At 64.5% G+C, this 16,785-nt stretch carries 15 protein-coding genes and 2 pseudogenes; 4 read left to right on the top strand and 13 right to left on the bottom strand.

Translation table 11 applies throughout. The annotated features are described in order from the left end of the window. Nucleotides 1–120: 120 nt before the first annotated feature. A complete protein-coding gene (locus BKN37_RS01300) occupies nt 121–774 on the top strand; it encodes a winged helix-turn-helix transcriptional regulator (protein WP_071020052.1) in 654 nt (217 codons plus the stop codon). A 108-nt stretch (nt 775–882) separates the two neighbouring features. On the opposite strand, the gene BKN37_RS30130 is transcribed toward BKN37_RS01300, so the two are convergent. From BKN37_RS30130 to BKN37_RS01280, 5 genes and pseudogenes are all read right to left on the bottom strand, one after another. Then, complete coding sequence (locus BKN37_RS30130; protein ID WP_278184924.1) at nt 883–1,017, bottom strand: hypothetical protein; 135 nt, start codon at nt 1,015–1,017, stop codon at nt 883–885. 15 nt (nt 1,018–1,032) lie between these two features. Further along, nucleotides 1,033–1,623, bottom strand: a complete 591-nt coding sequence (locus tag BKN37_RS01295) for a TIGR03086 family metal-binding protein (protein ID WP_071020048.1) — start codon at nt 1,621–1,623, stop codon at nt 1,033–1,035. Between the two features lie 40 nt (nt 1,624–1,663). Beyond that, nucleotides 1,664–2,284: pseudogene (locus BKN37_RS01290) on the bottom strand (adenylate/guanylate cyclase domain-containing protein); the annotation flags it as partial. A 389-nt stretch (nt 2,285–2,673) separates the two neighbouring features. Further along, nucleotides 2,674–5,760: an MMPL/RND family transporter gene (locus BKN37_RS01285; RefSeq protein WP_194074202.1), complete on the bottom strand. Its 3,087-nt coding sequence runs from the start codon at nt 5,758–5,760 to the stop codon at nt 2,674–2,676. A gap of 111 nt (nt 5,761–5,871) precedes the next feature. Beyond that, nucleotides 5,872–6,306, bottom strand: coding sequence for a DUF6188 family protein (locus tag BKN37_RS01280; RefSeq protein ID WP_041317922.1), 435 nt, complete (start codon nt 6,304–6,306; stop codon nt 5,872–5,874). 215 nt (nt 6,307–6,521) lie between these two features. On the opposite strand from BKN37_RS01280, the gene BKN37_RS01275 reads away from it, so the two are divergent. Beyond that, nucleotides 6,522–7,265, top strand: coding sequence for a TetR/AcrR family transcriptional regulator (locus BKN37_RS01275; protein WP_067255664.1), 744 nt, complete (start codon nt 6,522–6,524; stop codon nt 7,263–7,265). Nucleotides 7,266–7,342: 77 nt separating this feature from the next. Next, nucleotides 7,343–7,522: pseudogene (locus BKN37_RS27520) on the top strand (IS256 family transposase); the annotation flags it as partial. A gap of 847 nt (nt 7,523–8,369) precedes the next feature. Here the strand turns inward: BKN37_RS27520 and BKN37_RS01265 are convergent. The 6 genes from BKN37_RS01265 to BKN37_RS01245 form a co-directional block, all read right to left on the bottom strand. Continuing rightward, complete coding sequence (locus BKN37_RS01265; RefSeq protein WP_067255668.1) at nt 8,370–9,395, bottom strand: TniB family NTP-binding protein; 1,026 nt, start codon at nt 9,393–9,395, stop codon at nt 8,370–8,372. Continuing rightward, a complete protein-coding gene (locus BKN37_RS01260; protein WP_067255893.1) occupies nt 9,383–11,341 on the bottom strand; it encodes a Mu transposase C-terminal domain-containing protein in 1,959 nt (652 codons plus the stop codon). The genes BKN37_RS01265 and BKN37_RS01260 overlap by 13 nt, the downstream gene beginning before the upstream one ends. A 122-nt stretch (nt 11,342–11,463) precedes the next feature. Next, nucleotides 11,464–12,204 carry a TnsA-like heteromeric transposase endonuclease subunit gene (locus tag BKN37_RS29685; RefSeq protein WP_067255671.1) on the bottom strand — a complete coding sequence of 247 codons (741 nt, stop codon included), beginning with the start codon at nt 12,202–12,204 and terminating at the stop codon, nt 11,464–11,466. Between the two features lie 1,385 nt (nt 12,205–13,589). Beyond that, complete coding sequence (locus BKN37_RS01250) at nt 13,590–14,531, bottom strand: NADP-dependent oxidoreductase (protein WP_071020045.1); 942 nt, start codon at nt 14,529–14,531, stop codon at nt 13,590–13,592. 28 nt (nt 14,532–14,559) lie between these two features. Continuing rightward, nucleotides 14,560–14,817, bottom strand: a complete 258-nt coding sequence (locus BKN37_RS30325) for an alpha/beta hydrolase family protein (RefSeq protein ID WP_207547195.1) — start codon at nt 14,815–14,817, stop codon at nt 14,560–14,562. After that, nucleotides 14,763–15,272, bottom strand: coding sequence for an SDR family NAD(P)-dependent oxidoreductase (locus tag BKN37_RS01245; protein ID WP_083341514.1), 510 nt, complete (start codon nt 15,270–15,272; stop codon nt 14,763–14,765). Before BKN37_RS01245 ends, BKN37_RS30325 begins: the two co-directional genes overlap by 55 nt. Nucleotides 15,273–15,384: 112 nt before the next feature. On the opposite strand from BKN37_RS01245, the gene BKN37_RS01240 reads away from it, so the two are divergent. Further along, a complete protein-coding gene (locus BKN37_RS01240) occupies nt 15,385–15,957 on the top strand; it encodes a TetR/AcrR family transcriptional regulator (protein ID WP_071020234.1) in 573 nt (190 codons plus the stop codon). Between the two features lie 86 nt (nt 15,958–16,043). On the opposite strand, the gene BKN37_RS01235 is transcribed toward BKN37_RS01240, so the two are convergent. After that, nucleotides 16,044–16,322 carry a type II toxin-antitoxin system RelE family toxin gene (locus BKN37_RS01235; RefSeq protein ID WP_071020037.1) on the bottom strand — a complete coding sequence of 93 codons (279 nt, stop codon included), beginning with the start codon at nt 16,320–16,322 and terminating at the stop codon, nt 16,044–16,046. Next, complete coding sequence (locus BKN37_RS01230) at nt 16,319–16,588, bottom strand: type II toxin-antitoxin system Phd/YefM family antitoxin (RefSeq protein ID WP_071020033.1); 270 nt, start codon at nt 16,586–16,588, stop codon at nt 16,319–16,321. The genes BKN37_RS01235 and BKN37_RS01230 overlap by 4 nt, the downstream gene beginning before the upstream one ends. Between the last annotated feature and the right edge of the window lie 197 nt (nt 16,589–16,785).

Raw genomic sequence — 16,785 nt, 5'->3', positions numbered from 1 at the left:
CTCCGTGGTGGGGGTGCCAGTCGTCAACCCTGGCGGGTCGCTCACCGACAGTCATAACTACCCCTTCGCCGTGCTGTACTTGGTATACTCAAGTTAGCTTTAGATTGTCAAGGAGTCAGGGTGGGTCGAAGCTACGGCCAGTACTGCGGACTGGCCCGCGCGCTCGAGGTCGTGGGCGATCGGTGGAATTTGCTCATCGTCCGGCAGCTCCTCATTGCCCCGGCCCGCTACCAGGAGCTCCGTGAGGGGTTGCCCGGCATGGCCACCAATCTGCTCGCCGACCGGCTCCGCGATTTGGAAGCGGCCGGCGTGCTCGAACGGCGGCTTGCCAACGACGGCAACGCCATCACCTACGCCCTCACCACCTGGGGTGCCCAACTCCGCGAACCGATCGAGGGCCTCATCCGCTGGTCCACGCCGCTGATGATCCGAGGACCCCAAGGCGACACCTTCCGCGCCGACGGGCTCCTGGTCGCCCTGCCCGCCCTGTTCCACGGCAGAGCGCCCGCAGATCGGCCAACGACGGTCGGTATCACCGTGCACGACGACACCGACCGTCGGGTTGTCCAGGTGCGGGCCACCCACTCAGGCATCGAGGTGAACCCGCACGACGATCGAGAGCTCGACGCCGTTCTAAGCGCCGACGCCCCAATAATTCTCGGGCTGGCGGCAGGTGTGCTCGCACTCGCCGACGTCCTCGGGCTCGTTGACATCCAAGGCGATGAAGCCGCCGTGCGCGCCATTTTCGGGGCACCCGCCACCCCGTCCCCATGACTCCGGCCCCGGCGGGGCGGCACCGCGCGGGCGAGTCAGCAGCGCGGTCTCCAGCGTCATCGTTGGTGCGCTTGGCTGAGCCGCCGTTGCTGGCTACACCCATGAAGGCTAGGACGGCTGGTCTTCGGCGGGGGAGCCGTCGCCTTGGGCCAGGTGGCGCAGGACCCGTTCGTTGAGGGCGGCCAGCATGTCGAGCTCAGCCGGGGTGAGCAGGTCGATGAAGTTCCGGCGGACGTCCGCCACACGCCCGGGATTGCCTTAGCTGTGGTCGTCAACCGAGCGGCCGAGATAGGCCATGAGCCGTGTCGTTGGGGGCGCGTCCTCGGAAACAGGTTGGGCTGGGCCGAATCCGCCCGGCCGCCGCAGCATGTCTTCTGGCACCGACTGCACCAATTCCAGGCAGAACGCCAGCAGTTCCGCGGGCAGCTCGATGAACCGGTTCTGTGAGCGGTACACGTCCCAGCTGTGCAGGGCCAAGTCGGCAACGGGGAAGGTTAACGCTCGGCGCAGCGGAACCTCACCCTGAGGCGAAACCCGCATCGCCTCCATGTCCGCAGCGGGCAAGGTGTCTCGTAACCGGGCGGCCAGCTCGCGAAGTCGCGCGGCCGGATCCTCGCACATCCAGTCGGCGGGCTGGGAGGGCACCGTCGGAACCTCCCCACCCTCGACCAACAACACGACCTTCGTTGCGCTCCCGCTGACATGGGCCACCAGGTCCCGGATGCTCCAGCCCTCTAGGTTGGATGGTTGATCCCACTCCGCCGGTGGGATCTGCTCCACTGCCTCGATGATTAGGCCCATCGCTTGCGTGGCGATCGTGCCGACCCTCGCCGAGGCTGCGTCGTTCATGAGCGGATTCTAACTATGGGGGCGGTTCCGCCCGGGCGGGTTAGGTGGCCCCGCCTTCCGGTAGCTCCGCGTCCGCAATTGTCGGGTGGTGGGGGAGTTCGACCGGGTATAGACGATGGCTGTCGCGCAGGCCTTTGAGTTCGACCTCGCGCGCCGGTCCGAGCTGAATATCCGAGCGTCCGTGCAGCGCGTCGCGGACCGGATCGCTGACGAGGATCTCGCCGCCGCCGGCCTGGCCCGCGACCCGCGCGGCCATCGCAACATTGCGCCCGAACAGGTCGTCTCCGCGCCTAAGGGACGTGCCCATGTGGATGCCGATGCGCACCCGGATGGCTTCGAAGCGCTCAGGGTTCTCGCGCAGGGCCCGTTGCACCGCGATCCCGCAGCGCACGGCTTGTCCAGGATCGCCGAAGGCGATCATGAATCCGTCGCCCTGGCTCTTCACCACATGACCACCGTGGTCGTCGACGAGGTTGCAGACGAGCTTGTTGTGGCGCTCGAGCACCTTGACCCATCCCTTGTCGCCTAGCGCTTCGTTGAGTTCGGTGGAGCCCTCGATGTCGGAGAAGGCGATCACGACCTGTCCGTCGGCTGTCAGCCGGGCCAGGTCGGGGCGTTCGACCTGGGCCCAGCCGGCGAGGTCCTCGATCGAGTTGCGAACGGTGGTGTCCGTTGTCATTTGATCTGAGGCACCCATGGCCGCTTGACCTGCGGTGCCTCAGATCAAGTGACAACCGGCAACGGATGGTTTGCCATTTAATCTGGGGTAAGTCGACTTTCGTGGCAGCAAGGGAGCTTGGTGGGGTATCAGTTGTCTCTGGAGAGGGGTCGCCTGTGGGGCAGGTGCGGGAGGATTCGGACGCGCCTGTCCAGCGCGCGGCCGGGGTTTGTCAGCCATCAGCGGACACTGCTTGGTTCCGGCTGGGGCCTGAAGCGGCCGCCAGAAACCCCGGCCCGCGCTCGCGCCGTCGACACAGTCCACGTCAGCCTCGCTCACCGGTTCCCGAAACGCCCTGACCATGCATGGTCAATCCACCAGTGGATCTACGATCAGCAACTCAGTGCGGCCCGCCGGCCGCGATGGCGGTGCCGCACGTTGGGCCACCAGCTGGCTTCGCGCAGCAGTGTGGCGATGGCGGGGACGGTAAGGGTGCGCACCAGGAAGGTGTCGAGGAGTAGTCCGCAGCCGATGATGAGCCCGGCCTGGATCATGATGGCTATCGAGCCGGTGGTGAGGCCGAACATGCTGGCGGCGAAGATCAGGCCGGCTGAGGTGATGACGGAGCCGGTGTTGGCGACGGTGCGTAGTACGCCGACGCGGATATTGCGTCCGGATTCTTCGCGCAGCCGTGAGACGAGCAGCATGTTGTAGTCGGCGCCGACTGCTACCAGGATGATGAACGCCAACAGCGGTACCGGCCAGGCGATTTCGTATCCGAGGCCCCATTGGAATATCAGAACGCCGATGCCTAGTGAGGCCAAGTAGTTCAACACGACGGTGCCCAGCAGGTACAACGGGGCCACTATGGCGCGCAGCAACATCACCAGGATGAGCCCGACAATGAGCAGGGTGGCGATGGCCAGTTGGGCGAAGTCCGCCCGCAGCAATCGCTGGATGTCGGAGTTGACGGCGGGGAACCCGGCAACCGAGACGGTGGCGTCGGCCAGTGAGGTGTTGGGGCGCGCCGCGTTGGCAACGTCGACGATCTCGTGTGCCAGGCGGATTGCTGCGCCACTGTAGGGGTCGGGGGTCGATTCGATGGCAAAGCGTGCGGTTTTGCCGTCGGCTGACAGGAATTGTTTCGCTACATCGGCGAATCGGCGGTTCTCAAAGACATTGGCGGGCAGGTAGAAGCCGCTGGCGGAGTCCGAGGAGGCGCTGGCGCGAGCGGAGTTCTGCAGTTGGGTGGCGATCTGGTTCATCCCGGACAGCAGTTCGATGTTGCTGTCGACCAGCGTGTGCACGCCGGTCGCCAGTGCTTGGGCGCCCGCGGCGAGTTGGCTGATGCCGTCTTGGAGTCGACTGATGTTGCCGGCCAGGTCGGCGGGATCACCGAGGGCTCCGAAGGCCTTGTCCAAGGCGGTGACCGCGGTTTGGACATTGGCGAGGGTGCCGGCCACGGTGGCATTAGTGTCGGGGTTGTAGTGGTCGCCGAGGTCGGCGACCTCGGTGAAGAATCCGCTGTCGCGCAAGCTCACCAGAATCTGAACTTGATCGCGGATTTGGGCGCACTGCGGTGTGGTGGCGCACCACGGGGAGGTGTTGAGGGCGCCGACGAGGGGGTCGAGGATGGCGATGGCGTTTTGGGCTTGTTCGGCCAGGGGCCGCAGCCCGGGGCCGGATTGGATGGCTTGGTCGACGGCCGGGGCGGTGGCTGAAAGCTGTTGCAGCAAAGGCTGGAACCGCTGAACCTGAGTGCCGGCGGACTGAGCTTGAGCCAGTATCCCGGTCAGTGGTGTCAAAGCGCTGCGCAGGGTGGTGTCAAGCTGAGCGAGCCCGCCGGCGAGTTGGTCGGCGCCGTCGGTGAGCCTGGCGAGATCGTCCTTGCGTTCGTTGCCGTCGGCGACGGCGCCAGCCAACTTGTCGCCGATCTGGCCGTTCTGCCACGAGAGTTGGGCCTGCTCGAGGCGCTCTCCGGTGGGCCGGGTGACCCCGGAAACTTTTTTGACGCCGGGAATCTGGGAGATGCGGGAGGCCATTTCGTCGAGGTCGGCCAGCCCCTTACCGGTGCGCATGTCGGTGGGGCTTTCCACGACCAGGAATTCGGGGATGACGATATCTTTGCCGAAGTGGCGGTCCAGCAGCTGGTAGCCCTGGTTGCTGGCGGTGCTGGTGGGCTGGCCTTTGCGGTCGTCGTAGCTGATTTTCATCGTCGCCGCGACTCCTGCCAGAGCCAGCAGGATGACCAGGCTGGTGATCAGCAACCGGCCGGGGCGCCGGACCACCGCGACGGCGACGCTGTTCCAGTACCGGCGGGTGCGATCGGATTTTGGTTCGCCGATACCGCGTTTGGCGGCCAGCGCCAGCACCGGCGGCAGCAGCGTGACCGTGGCTGCGAATCCGACGAGCACCGCGACCGCGCACGCCGGGCCGAGCGCGGCGAACACACTCAGGCGGGCGAAGACCATCGCCAAAAACGCGAACGCGACGGTGGCCGCCGAGGCCAGGATCACCCGGCCGATGCTGGCTGTAGCGTGGATAACGGCCTGATCGGCGGGCACCTGCGCGCGGCGCTGCTCGTGATAGCGGCTGATCAAAAACACCGTGTAATCGGTGCCCGCGCCCAGCAGGATCGCGGTCATAAACGCCACGGTGAACTGCGACACAGGCATACCCATCTCGCCCAGTGCGGACAGCGCACCGCGCCCGACGGCCAGGCTCACCCCGATCACCAGCAGCGGCAGCAGCGCGGTGAACACCGACCGGTACACGATCAGCAGGATCAGCGCGATCAGACCTGCAGTCGCGATCGAAATCAGCAGCAGGTCGTGCTCGGCAGAAGCGATCATGTCACTGAACGTCGCCGGCGGCCCCGTCACATACGCCGTGGTCGACGTGCCGGCGAACACCCCAGCGGCGATGTCGCGCACCGCCTGCACGGAGGCGGCCGCGGTGGGATCACCCAGCGTGCCGGCCACGCCCACCGGCAGATACCAAGCCTGGTGGTCGTGGCTGACCGCGTGGGCCGCGGTGACCGGGTCGGCCAGCAGGTCTTCAACCAGCAAGACGTGATCGGTGTCGGCGCGCAGCCGCGCCACCAGCTGGTCGTAGTGCTGCCGCGCCGCGGGGGTCAACCCGGCGGGGTCTTCCATCGCGACGAACACCATCGTTTTGGAACCCTGTTCGCCGAACGCCGCGCTCATGCGGTCCACCGTTTGAAACGACGGCACATCGCGCGGGAGCAGGTTCACCGACTGCTGCCGCACCACCGTCTCCAACTGGGGAAACAACAGCGCCAGCACCACCGCAACGCCGACCCATGCCCCCATCACCAGCGCCTTGTGCCGCACCGTGAACCCAGCCAGCGCCGCCAACCGCGCGCTGTACTCGCTGGAATCGGCCGTAGGGGTCGAACGACCATTGCGCTTCAGCAGTGTCGCCGTGGTACCCGAGAAGTCCCGATCGCCGTCGGCCACCACACCTCCATCAAACGAAACTATCGATATCGCTACGCTACTCGCAGTACCACATCGGTCGATACATGCGCTATTCAGCGGCGCACGCGCGACGCAGCGCGGAATAGACCATTAACGACGTGCGGCGAGATCTACCTCGGCGTCGTCGGCCTCGGGGATGTCATAGCGGACCACCCGGACCCGCCCATGCGGCAGGCACGCCATGTAGCCGTGGTGCCTGCCGTACAACTCCCAGGCGGTGACCTGCGGGTGGGCGTCAACATCGATGCGGTGTCCGCTGGAAAATCCAAGGTGCAGCCCACCACCATCGCCGCACCATGCCTGCGTACACACCGCGCCGGCGAGATCCAGCAGTGGGCGCTCATGAGTCGCGACCCGGCCGGGATCGATGAACACTGCCTCGACCGGAAAGTCACCGACGGCGGGCAGCGTAAGCCGCAGCGGGCGGTAAATGACCACCTCATTGCAGTCATCGAAGTCCAACACCAGCCCATCACGCAGCGACACGCGTTGCACAACGCACGCTTGAATCCATTGGGGGTACATGGCGCCTCCGTCGGCACATCCTCGGGTGATGCACAAATAGTACTACTAGTAGCGCTCCGCTACTAGTAGTAGCGGTAACTGCGAGCCACGGAGGCCGAACGGACACTACGGCGCTCCCACTACGAACCGTTTCGCTGCGCTACCGTTAGTGCCATAACCGTCGGCCTAAGCGCGCAACGCCGGCCAAAAACGCAGAAGCAGCGAGGTGAGCCAGGGTGAGCAGCCGGCTGGAGTTCGGCCACGACGACGGCAACGACGATGACAACATCGACCCCCGCCGGATCCGATCCCGCAATCGCCTACTGGACGCAGCGGCCGCACTGCTCACCAGCGGCGGCATTGAGGCCGTCACCATCGATGCGGTCACCAAAGCCTCCAAGGTGGCTCGCACCACCCTCTACCGCCATTTCAACAACTCGTCGCAGTTGCTCGCAGCGACCTTCGAGCGGCTGCTACCTCAAGTCACCCCGCCCGCACCGGCCAGTGGAACGCTGCGCGAACGGCTCATCGAACTGCTCACCCGCCAGGCCGCCTTATTCGCCGACGCTCCGCTGCACGTCACCGCGCTGGCCTGGCTCGCCCTGGGCCCCACCGCAACCACCGATCACACCAGCGGTGAGCACGCCCCCAGGGCGCTACGCGCACGAGTCATTGACCAATACCGACAACCCTTCGACGCCATCCTGCAAAGCACCGAAGCCCGCGCCGAACTCGGCGACTTCGACGTCGAACTCGTACTGTGCCAACTCATCGGGCCATTCGCCTTCGCGCGAATGACCGGCCTGCGCACCATGGCTGCCCACGACTGCACACGCATCGTCGACGACTTCCTCGCCGCCCACCGTCACAACGACAGCGAACCCGCAACCACACAGGCCGGCGATATTTTCACCGCAGGTCAGGCAGCAAATAGTGCCTCAGGTCAAACGAGAACGGACACCCGCGCTGGCCGTGGCTGACGCGCGGGGACTGTCGCGGTAACGGTGTAAGTGGGCCTGACGGCCCCCGGTGTGTCGGGGGCGGAAAGGTCGCTAGAATGACCGAGACTGTCGTGGCTGTGGAGCCATCGCAGAACAGTGAAGAACAGGCCGCTACCGCGGCGATCGAAGCCCCCCAAAATCGTGAGGTCGACGAGCTGGAAGTCGCCCGCGAACTGGTGCGCCAGGCCCGAGATGCCGGGGTGGCACTCACCGGCCCGGACGGGTTACTCAACGCTGCGGGCTCGTTCCCTGCCTTGGGAACCGGGCCTGCTAATGCGTGTGGCACTGAGTTGCTGATCGTCGATCCAGTGTTCGATGGGCTGGTTCTGGTCACGGTGTTGGGGAAATTGGCGGCCAACGCTGGCGTAGACCGCATCGACGGCGTGGGCTCGGGCCGGTGTTGCTACCGCGGTGTTCCAAATCTGGCGACGAGCATCCGCCAAGATTCCGGCCAACGCGATCAAATCGGGGTACGTAGCGATGTAGGCGTCGATGTCGGCGTTCGCGGACGACAGTGTGAACCGGCTTGTCCAGCCCGACCACCGGCGGTGGATCCGAGTGGCGTCCCTAACCGCGAAGTCCAGCATGTCGTTGTGACGGTGATGCAGTCGCGCATGGCGCTGAGCGGCGGCGATCACGGCAGGCGCGCAGCGCAGATCGCGTTGATCGTCGAGGGTGTGGGTGCCCGGACCGATCCAGCGACGGTGCCGGTGGCAGACGGTGGCGTGGTCGGGGAACCAGCAGTAGACGGGCTCGTAGACACCGCGGCGTGCCATGCACAGCCGGCACGCGGGTCGGGCGTGGCGGCGTTGTCGGGTGGTGTCGCGGTCGCGGCCGACCAACCCTATTAGCCGGGTCTGCAGAGTGACCAATGGGTGGCTGCTGGCGTTTGCCAGCCAGTCCGGCCGGGGACAACAAATCGCTGGACCGTCGGCCAGGTAGCGGCGCAGCTGTCTGGGGTCTAGGTGGTTGGCGTGCGCGAGGCGATCAAGGTAGGACTGGACCGTCTCGGCGTGAAACGGTGTGACAGTTCGGGGCAATCGCATGGCAGGGCCCCGAGGCCATGTCGGTCGGGTAGCTATCTCAGCTGGCATGACGCTGTGCCGATGTTTGGGCCGCGTAGTCGATTAGCACCGTGTCCATCAGATCTTTGGTAACACTCTCGGTTTCATCGAGCATGCTACGGATAGCCGCCGAACGGATCAGGTGCGCCAGGCTTCCGATCATGCCGCCGGTGCGTTGGTGCAGGTACTTGGCCTCGGCGACAAGCGTTCCCGCGGTGTGACCGTGCAGGCGTAGGGTGCCTTCCATCGCGGCCACCAGCGACTTCCATTCACCGGCGAAAGGAAACGGGCTGGTGTTGATCACACCGCATCGGCCGGCGAGCTGTCGTCCGCGGGTGCCGGTGAAGACACCGGAGCGTTCGACGTCGATGCCGGCGTAGATGAAGGTGGCTGGCAGGTGTTCGGTGAAGTACTTCAGGTGATCGGAAAGTTCCTCGCCGGCGCGGGTATCGAGGTTGAGGTTGTGGATCTCGTCGACGATCACGATGTCGGTGCGGGTGTCGATGAGGACCTGACAGACGGCGTCGGCGATGTCAGTGACATTCACCCGCGGTTGCATCGGCGGAAGGCCCAGAAATCGTGCGAACTCCATCGCGAGTTTGCGTGGCGAGCCTTTCGGCGGTGCGGTCACATACACCACCGGGATCCGGGACTTGTCGGCGAATCGTGTCCGGATACGCAGTTCGTGAAACCGGCCGAGTTGTTTGACCGCGGTAGTCTTCCCGGTTGCGGCTGCCCCGGAAATGATCAGCCCGCGCCGGGCGCCGATCTCGCGTTGGTTGAGCAGGGTCAGCAGCCGACCCTCGTTGGTGATGCGCTGGATCGCCGATGTGGTGACCACGACCAGCTCACTGTGATGCGCTACCCGGGCTTCGTTGTAATTGGTCCGCTCGATCTCCGACAGGGCGCTCCACTGCGCATCGGGCAACAGAGTGAACTCGGGCGGATCCGCATCAACGAAACGGCGCCAACCCTCCAGCGTGGTAGTGGGTTGGCGCCGGTCCTCGAGTTGACTCACCGGGGCAAACGTGTTCACAACCGCCACGACTCAGCCTCCTTGCGTGCATCGAACACCGGAAGTGGAATGACCTGCGCGATCTCGGTGTCCTCGGCGTCCTCATCACCGCCTGGCGGCGGGTCCGCCTCGGCGAAGGGTTCGGCGGCGTCCGGGCGGGGCCACGCCGGCGCCGCGGTCGCTCGCGTTCGACCCGCCACCCGGCGATCCTTCGATTCCTGTGCGGAGGATGCGGGGCCTTGCGCGGCCCGGTCAAGCAGTTCATCGGCCGCGCGGGCGATCTCGGATTCGGTCGCCTGATCCTGCCCGCGTTGGGCCAGCACGGTGCGCGCGTGCTGCCATACCGATTCGCCGAACGGCGCCGGGCGGGTGCGCAAATGCGTCCAGGTCACGGCCAGCCAGCCCTCGTCGTGATGGTTGCGCACCCAGATCCGCGACACGTCGTAGGGGTCGTAGCGCACTTCCCACCGGCCCTTCTTGGATTCCACCCCCGAGTGCTGGCGGCGGTAGGGGTTGAGTGCCTTGGCGTCGTAGGTGCGGTTGTTGACCCGAATCCCGTAGGAATTGATGCGCCGCCAGCACGACGGCAGCAACTCGATGTAATCGTCGGCCGACAGCGGGACCGGAACATAGCCGGTGACTTCAACCAATGCGGCGTACTTCTCGTTCGGCGTCAGCGCCTTGCCCGGCGTGACGGGGTCACGCAGCCCGTCGTGGGGCCGGTTCTGCCACACCGCGACGATCCACTCGTCCAGCAGTGCCTGCAGCTCCACGATCGACCACACCGCATCCTGTTCGGCGTTCTTGCCGCGCCGCTCGACGCTGGAGCCGACATATCCGGCGACATGCTGGGCGAACAAGGTGGCCACCGACTGCAGCGTCCGCTCGATCTTGGGTTTGTCGGTCGGCGTATCCGGATGGGCGGGCTGCAGGTTGATCCCCAGCGTGCAACACGCTTGCCGAAACGTTTGCGACAGATATGCCTTCCCGTGGTCGCACACGACGGTCTCCGGGGCGATCACCGGCCGGGCGGCCGCATCAGCCAACCGCTGATCCACGCCGGTCAAACAGCGATGCGGCAGCACCGATCGCGACATTCGCAGCGCATCCGACCACCCCGGCCGCATCGACTCCGGCGTCAACGCCCGGGCCAGCAGCAGCGCCGCGTCGACCCCTTTGGTCGTGGGCCGCAACACCGCGGCCGGAATCGAGCGGGTCGCGTCGTCAACCATGCCGGTCAGCTCGACCCGGTCCACCGTGCCGTCATCGAGGACCACCCGCACATCCAGTGGAGTCGAATCAATCTCGACCATCTCACCGGGCCGTGCCACCGTCAGCACACCGAACGGGCCATCTGGCTGTTTGGCCAGCGAACGGCGGGTGCGTGCCGAGCCGAACGTGTGCCGGCCCGCCGACAACCTCTTCACCAGGCGATAGAAAGTGCGCTGCGAGGGCAGCGCCGGAGCGTCCTGCGCGCCGTATTGAGCCACCAACGATTTTGTCACTCGCCGCTGCAAGCGACTCACCGTCCCGGTCGACAGGTCGGTCTCCTCATCGATGGCTTGCCGCAGCGCGGCCACCAGCCGCTCGTCAACCCGGCCAAACACCGGCCGGCGGGGAATGTGACGACGATCGACAACGCCCAACAGGCCGTCTCGTTCGTAGGCATAGCGTTGCCGCTGCAACGTGTTCAAGCTGATCTCGTGGCCGGCCGACTGCAGCTCGGCGAGCTTCGCCAGCTCGCGCTGCCGCAGCGAACACGACGTCGGATCGAACTCGGGTCGCGGCCGCCTCCCTGCCTCGGCGTCAACCCGTCGACCCGTCAACACCTCGATCAAGTGCCGCTCCCACCAGCGGGCACGCTCAGCTGCAGCCTCCGGCACACCGGCCAAGGCTTCCTCAGAGCACAGCGCGGGCCGCGACCCCGACACCAACTCCAACGTCGGGTCACCCAGCAGCCGAGACAGGGGTACCACCGACTGCCCGCCGACCGCATCAGTCAGCCTGGCCGCGCCACCGGAAAGTGTGGCAATCGTGAACACTCCATCGGATAAACGGATTTCATCGCCTTCACGGATGACGCCTGAACGCATACCCGTCATCGCGACAAAGCGGGGCCGACGATCGAATCCTCGGCCAAGACGGCCCCGCAAAGGTCCACGCCCAGCTGTCCATGCCACAACAGGTGGAACAGCACCGGCAGCACCATGATCGCTTCGCCGACCGATCTCACACCGGCCATCAGTGGCCGCGCCGAGTCGAAGGCCGCTTGCAACGCCGCGGCGACCGCCGGGCGGTAAACCCGTGGATGTCGATACCCGGACAGCCACCTCAGGTTCGCCGTCACCACCGGATCTGCCTCGCCGACACGCCGATAGGTCCATCCGAGCGAACGGCACGCCTGATCCGATCGATCGAATAACTCAGCATCAGCTTCCGATATTCGGTTATCGCTGCGCACGTCGAGAACCCTCGCGGATCCGTCGGACAAACGTACGAAGTAGTCTGGCACGTGGTGCCTGCCATCACCCCAATGCAGTCGGAACGGCTGCGAAGCAACGCCAATGACCGCGGGATCGGCATCCAGCGCCATCAAATGGTCGCGCTCCACCCATGACTCATAGCCGATGTGCTCACGAGTCTTCGAAAACCACCACAGCCCTGGATAATTGCTCTGTCCACGAAACGACGGGAATCCGCGGATAGGTGAGCAGTCCAAATCAAAGGCCACCGCGGCGCACTCGGCTAGCGGCAAGCGCGAGTAACCTCCGGTGGAGTTGAGTTCAAGCTCAACACCACCGTTGACCCGGGGCCACAGCGCTGCCGGCGACGTGCGCACCAAACAACGGTACCGGCCGTGCCTCAAATAGATTGACAAAGACACGCCGATACCCCAGATGCGGCGGCAATACCCAACGTCGGATGTCAACGGACAGGTGGCGCCGATGCCCTTTTTCATCAGCGAATCAGCGGTGTGCCAAACCGTCCTAATCGCGAAAGGCGCGACGCCGGGACGCCGTCGACGACGGGGACTGTCTTGTCGTAGACGTTGAAGTTCGCGCCGTGTTCCCTTCAACTGCCGCCGCGACACGATGAGGAGCACTCCGAGTGCGATGATGCCGGCGAGTTCGGCGATCGCGACTGCAATCAAGATGTACGTGTTCACGTGTCTATCGCGGCCGCCGCGGGCGTTATCACGGACTGATTATGACGGATGGGCTGTGTGGGTAGGACCCAAGGATTTTCATCCAACGTGTGGTGCGCCAGCCGAGCGAATCGTCACTGTGACGTATCGGGCATCGCACTGGGCCGGTGCTGGGGCAGATGATTGCTCGAATTGGTGATTGTGAGGCCGCCCGACGGGGTAGTCGTCGTACATTGGCGTCCAGATTGGGGTCTGGACACTAGTGACGGGAGGACACGATGAGGATGTTCGTTTTCCGCATAACGTGCGCCATGGCGATGGCATTAGCGCCCATGGCGTACGTGACAGCGGTGTCACCTGGCCTGAGTTCGGCTCAACCACCTGATTGTGGTCCGGGCAGCTGGTGGAATCCGGCAGGCAACACGTGCCAGCCCACAGCACCTCCTGATTGCGGTCCGGGCAACTGGTGGAATCCGGCTGTCAATGCATGCCAGCCAGTAGTGCCGCCGCCACAGTAGCGACGGCAAAAACGTCAATGGCGGTGTCGCGCAACGTTTCCACGCGACACCGCCTATACACCACAAATCGTCACTGTGACGTATTGACCGATGCCGGCAGGGGGGAAGGGTGGGGTCAGAAGCGTTCGATGGTGCGGCGTGTGTACCTGCGGATGTATCCGAGTCGACGACGCACCGAGACGGGATCCTTCGTCCCGCGGTCGGCGGCCGCGGCGCTTGTTGGGCTTGCACATTGCGCAGCCGCGCCAGGAGCGTGACGGGTGATGGTTGGGCATCGGATTGCTCCCTGACTCCGTACATATCACGAAGAGAGTGACTGTACGCGCACGTGGCAACGGCGTCCACCGCCTAGGCTGATTACCGATAAGCCACACTATGTCAAGTAAAATACGTCGTTTTCATCTGATGAATCATGTGGCACCCGAAGCACCCTCGCCTGCCACATCGGATCGATATGGCCAAAGCGGGTGCATCTGGTTTTGGATGACTCCGGGCGCCGCGCCACGCTGTACGTCGTCGAGGCGCGGCCGGTGACCCGCGACCGGCATCCGGAGCGCCATGCTATCCGGGCACGATGATGAGCTTGCCTCGCTTGGCTGTTCCGTGTTGTTCTAGGCTCGTCAGTGCTGGGATTGCTTCCGACAGGGGCACCACTTGTGCGATGGGCGGTCTGAGATGACCGTCGCCAGCAGCTTGCGCGATCGCTTCGAGGTCGGCCGTCGACGGTTGGCCTATGACGACGCGGAACGGACCGGGCAAGGCGCTTCTGGCCATGTTGGCCGGACTGGGTTTCACAGTGATGATGCGGCCTTTCCGAGCCAGTATTTTTCGGGCGGTTTTGACCGGTAGCGTGCCGGAGGCATCTAGGACGATGTCGAATTTCTGCTGAAGGGTGGCGGGGTCGAAGTCGAAATCAACGATGGGATCGATTCCGAGTGCGCGAGCCTCACTGGCTGAACCGGGACGGCAACTGCCGGCCACAGTTGCGCCGTGGGCAGAGGCCAGTTGAACCGCGGACCGTCCGACTCCCCCGAGGCTGGCGTGCACGAACACTGAGGCTCCTCGGCGGAGATTGCCCTTGTTGAACAGGGCTTGATAGGCGGTTATGCCGACGATGGGGATCGCAGCTGCTGCTTCGAATGACAACCCCGCGGGCTTCTTGACGACGTCATCCTCGCGGGCCACAACCACGTCGGCGAAGGCGCCCGATTCCTTGATCGACACCCCGCCGAGAACGTCGTCGCCGATTCGCACTCGTGTGACCTTGTTACCGACAGCCTCGACGGTGCCGGCGAAGTCGTAGCCCATTCCTCGCGGAAAGTTCTGTCCGGTCAGTGCTTTCATCCGACCATTGCGGATGCCGAAGTCCATCGGGTTGGCGGACGCCGCCCGCATCCGAACGCGGACATCCTGCGGTCCGATTTCTTTAGGCTGAAATTCTGCGAGCCGCATGACTTCGGGTCCGCCGTATTGGTGGTATTGGATTCGCTTCGTTGTGGACACGAGAGGCTCCGATCAAAGGTGTTGAGTGTCAACGGTTCAGGGGTAGTGAAAGAACGGATTCGAGGAATGCCAGGGTCTTCTGGTGCAATGGTGCTGCGTTGAAGTGCGGTGAGCCGTGGTCGCCGCCGGCGATCTGGACCAGCTCGGCCGAGGCACCTGCCGCGGTGAGTGCACGATGAAGCCGCCGACTTTGCTCGATGCCGACACGGCGGTCGTGGTCGCCGTGAACAATCAAGAAGGGCGGGGCGTCGTGATTTGCGAGGTGGCACAGGTTTGCCCGTTGCACAATATCTGGCCAGCTTCGAGGCTCGATGCCACCAAGATGATGGCTCCACGGCGTCGGCGTGCGAAGTCACGTCCGAATCGATGTGCCGTCTCCAGCGGCACCGCGCCATCAAGCCGAAGGACCGCGAGCTCCTCGGACAGCGAATTGTTCACCAACGGCCCGGTTGTCGACATCGCGGCATTCACCACGACGATGCCGATGTCGAGATGAGCTACCCGACGGTGCAGTTCTGCAACGGCTCCATCGGCGAGCAAGTCCAGCGCGAGCACGATGGTGTGGGTGTCGTATGCGTCGGACAGCTCCCCGGCCAGGCGCTGAAGTCTGTCTATCCGGCGTGCCACCAGTACGACGTTCAGGCCAACACTACTGAGGTGACGCGCGAATTCCTCTCCAATGCCCGAAGACGCCCCCGTAGCGATCGCGTACTCGCCATACGTCGCGGCAAGATTCGTCACCTCACACACTCCCCTTTGCACTTGAGATATCCGGTCTATGACACCAAGTGACATCACTCTACCACGCGATGGCACGTGGTGTCATCATCGTCTGGACGTCTAAAATGTGGCGATGAGTCGGTGGGAGCCCAATGCGGCATCGCGTTTGGCGGTTGCCGCCGTGGAATTGTTCGCCGAGAGAGGATACGACAACGTCACGGTCATAGAGATCGCTGAGCGTGCAGGTTTGACGAAGCGAACCTTCTTTCGTCACTTCGCCGACAAACGCGAGATTCTGTTTCACGGCCAGGACTCTTACCGTGACGGGCTCGACACGGTGGTCGCCAACGCACCTGCCGCTGCCACTCCGATGGAAACGATCGGCGCAGTGCTCGCCGCGCTCGCCGCCGGTTTCACCGACGACCGTCGCGACCTTCTCGCCAAACGCCAGAAGGTCATCGCCAGTACCCCAGAACTCAAAGAGCGCGACCTTCTCAAGAATGCCGCCCTCATCGCGGCGATGACGGAGGCCTTGGTCAAACGTGGAGTGGACCCGTCGATCGCGAGTCTTGCCGCCCACGTCGGCGCTCTCGCATTCAGCAATGCTCTGCAACACTGGCTGGAATCTGGAAATCGCAAATCCATGGCCACGCTTGCCGAAGAAGCGTTGTCCCAGGCGGGCGCCGCCATCAAGGCACTGAACTGACACTTCTGTTGCGGGATGTCGGGCCAGGCGCCCGGTCACGGGCATTCGTCACCGCGACGATTTGCCCCGGTGCGCTCCCGGATGACTCAGGCCGGACGGTAGATGTGCGCTCGGTGTTCGACACGGCCGATGAGGAGGGTGTGGTCGTCGTCGAGGATGCGGAACGTGACGCGATAGTCGCCTCGGCGCGCCACCCGCCAGCCGGCCAGCTCGTGACGCAGCGGCTTCGACAGCCGGGACGGGTCCGTGGGCAGCGTTGCGGTGATGAACTCGGCGATCGCGGCAGCCACTTTATGCGGAAGCCGATCGAGCGCCCGGACCGCACTGGGCGCCAGTCGGACCGCCCATGGCCGGTCGTCGCTCACGATAGGCCGTAGCGTTTGCGCAGATCCTCACCGGTGATGCTGTTGCCGGCGGCGTAGTCGGCGTCCGCCTGGTTGAGCTCCTCGATGAGACCCGGGGTACGCAGTGCATGCAGGGTTTCGTTGAGCGAGTCGAGGTCGTCGGCGGACATCAAGACCGCGGCGGCACGGCCGTGGCGGGTAATGCGGATGATCTCGTGCGTGCTGTCGGCCTCGTCGACCAGTGCCGAAAGCTTGTCCTTGGCTTCACTGAGCGGTACCGTCTTCATGATTCGATACTAGCCGAACTCCTAGCCCATAACTAGCCTGGCTTTTAGCTGATAGGCTTTCTTGTTTTGTGCCAAGTCAAGCTCGCCGCTTTGGGCTGCCGTCAAGGGTTTTTGTTACCGCAGCGGTACTACGTATTGCACTGCCGCCCGAGCCGGCTATCCGAATGCGCATCAGCGGCGCATCCAACAGCGTGCTA

Origin of the sequence: Mycobacterium talmoniae, assembly GCF_001854525.1 — a bacterium.
GTDB classification, from domain to species: Bacteria; Actinomycetota; Actinomycetes; order Mycobacteriales; family Mycobacteriaceae; genus Mycobacterium; species Mycobacterium talmoniae.
Note: the sequence above shows the minus strand (reverse complement) of the source record. Positions and strands in the feature narration are given on the sequence as shown.

Coding starts and splice junctions, on each gene's coding strand:
- BKN37_RS01295 (WP_071020048.1), bottom strand. CDS start 1,623: ATGAACGACGCAGCCTCGGCGAGGGTCGGCACGATCGCCACGCAAGCG.
- BKN37_RS01280 (WP_041317922.1), bottom strand. CDS start 6,306: ATGTACCCCCAATGGATTCAAGCGTGCGTTGTGCAACGCGTGTCGCTG.
- BKN37_RS01240 (WP_071020234.1), top strand. CDS start 15,385: ATGAGTCGGTGGGAGCCCAATGCGGCATCGCGTTTGGCGGTTGCCGCC.
- BKN37_RS01230 (WP_071020033.1), bottom strand. CDS start 16,588: ATGAAGACGGTACCGCTCAGTGAAGCCAAGGACAAGCTTTCGGCACTG.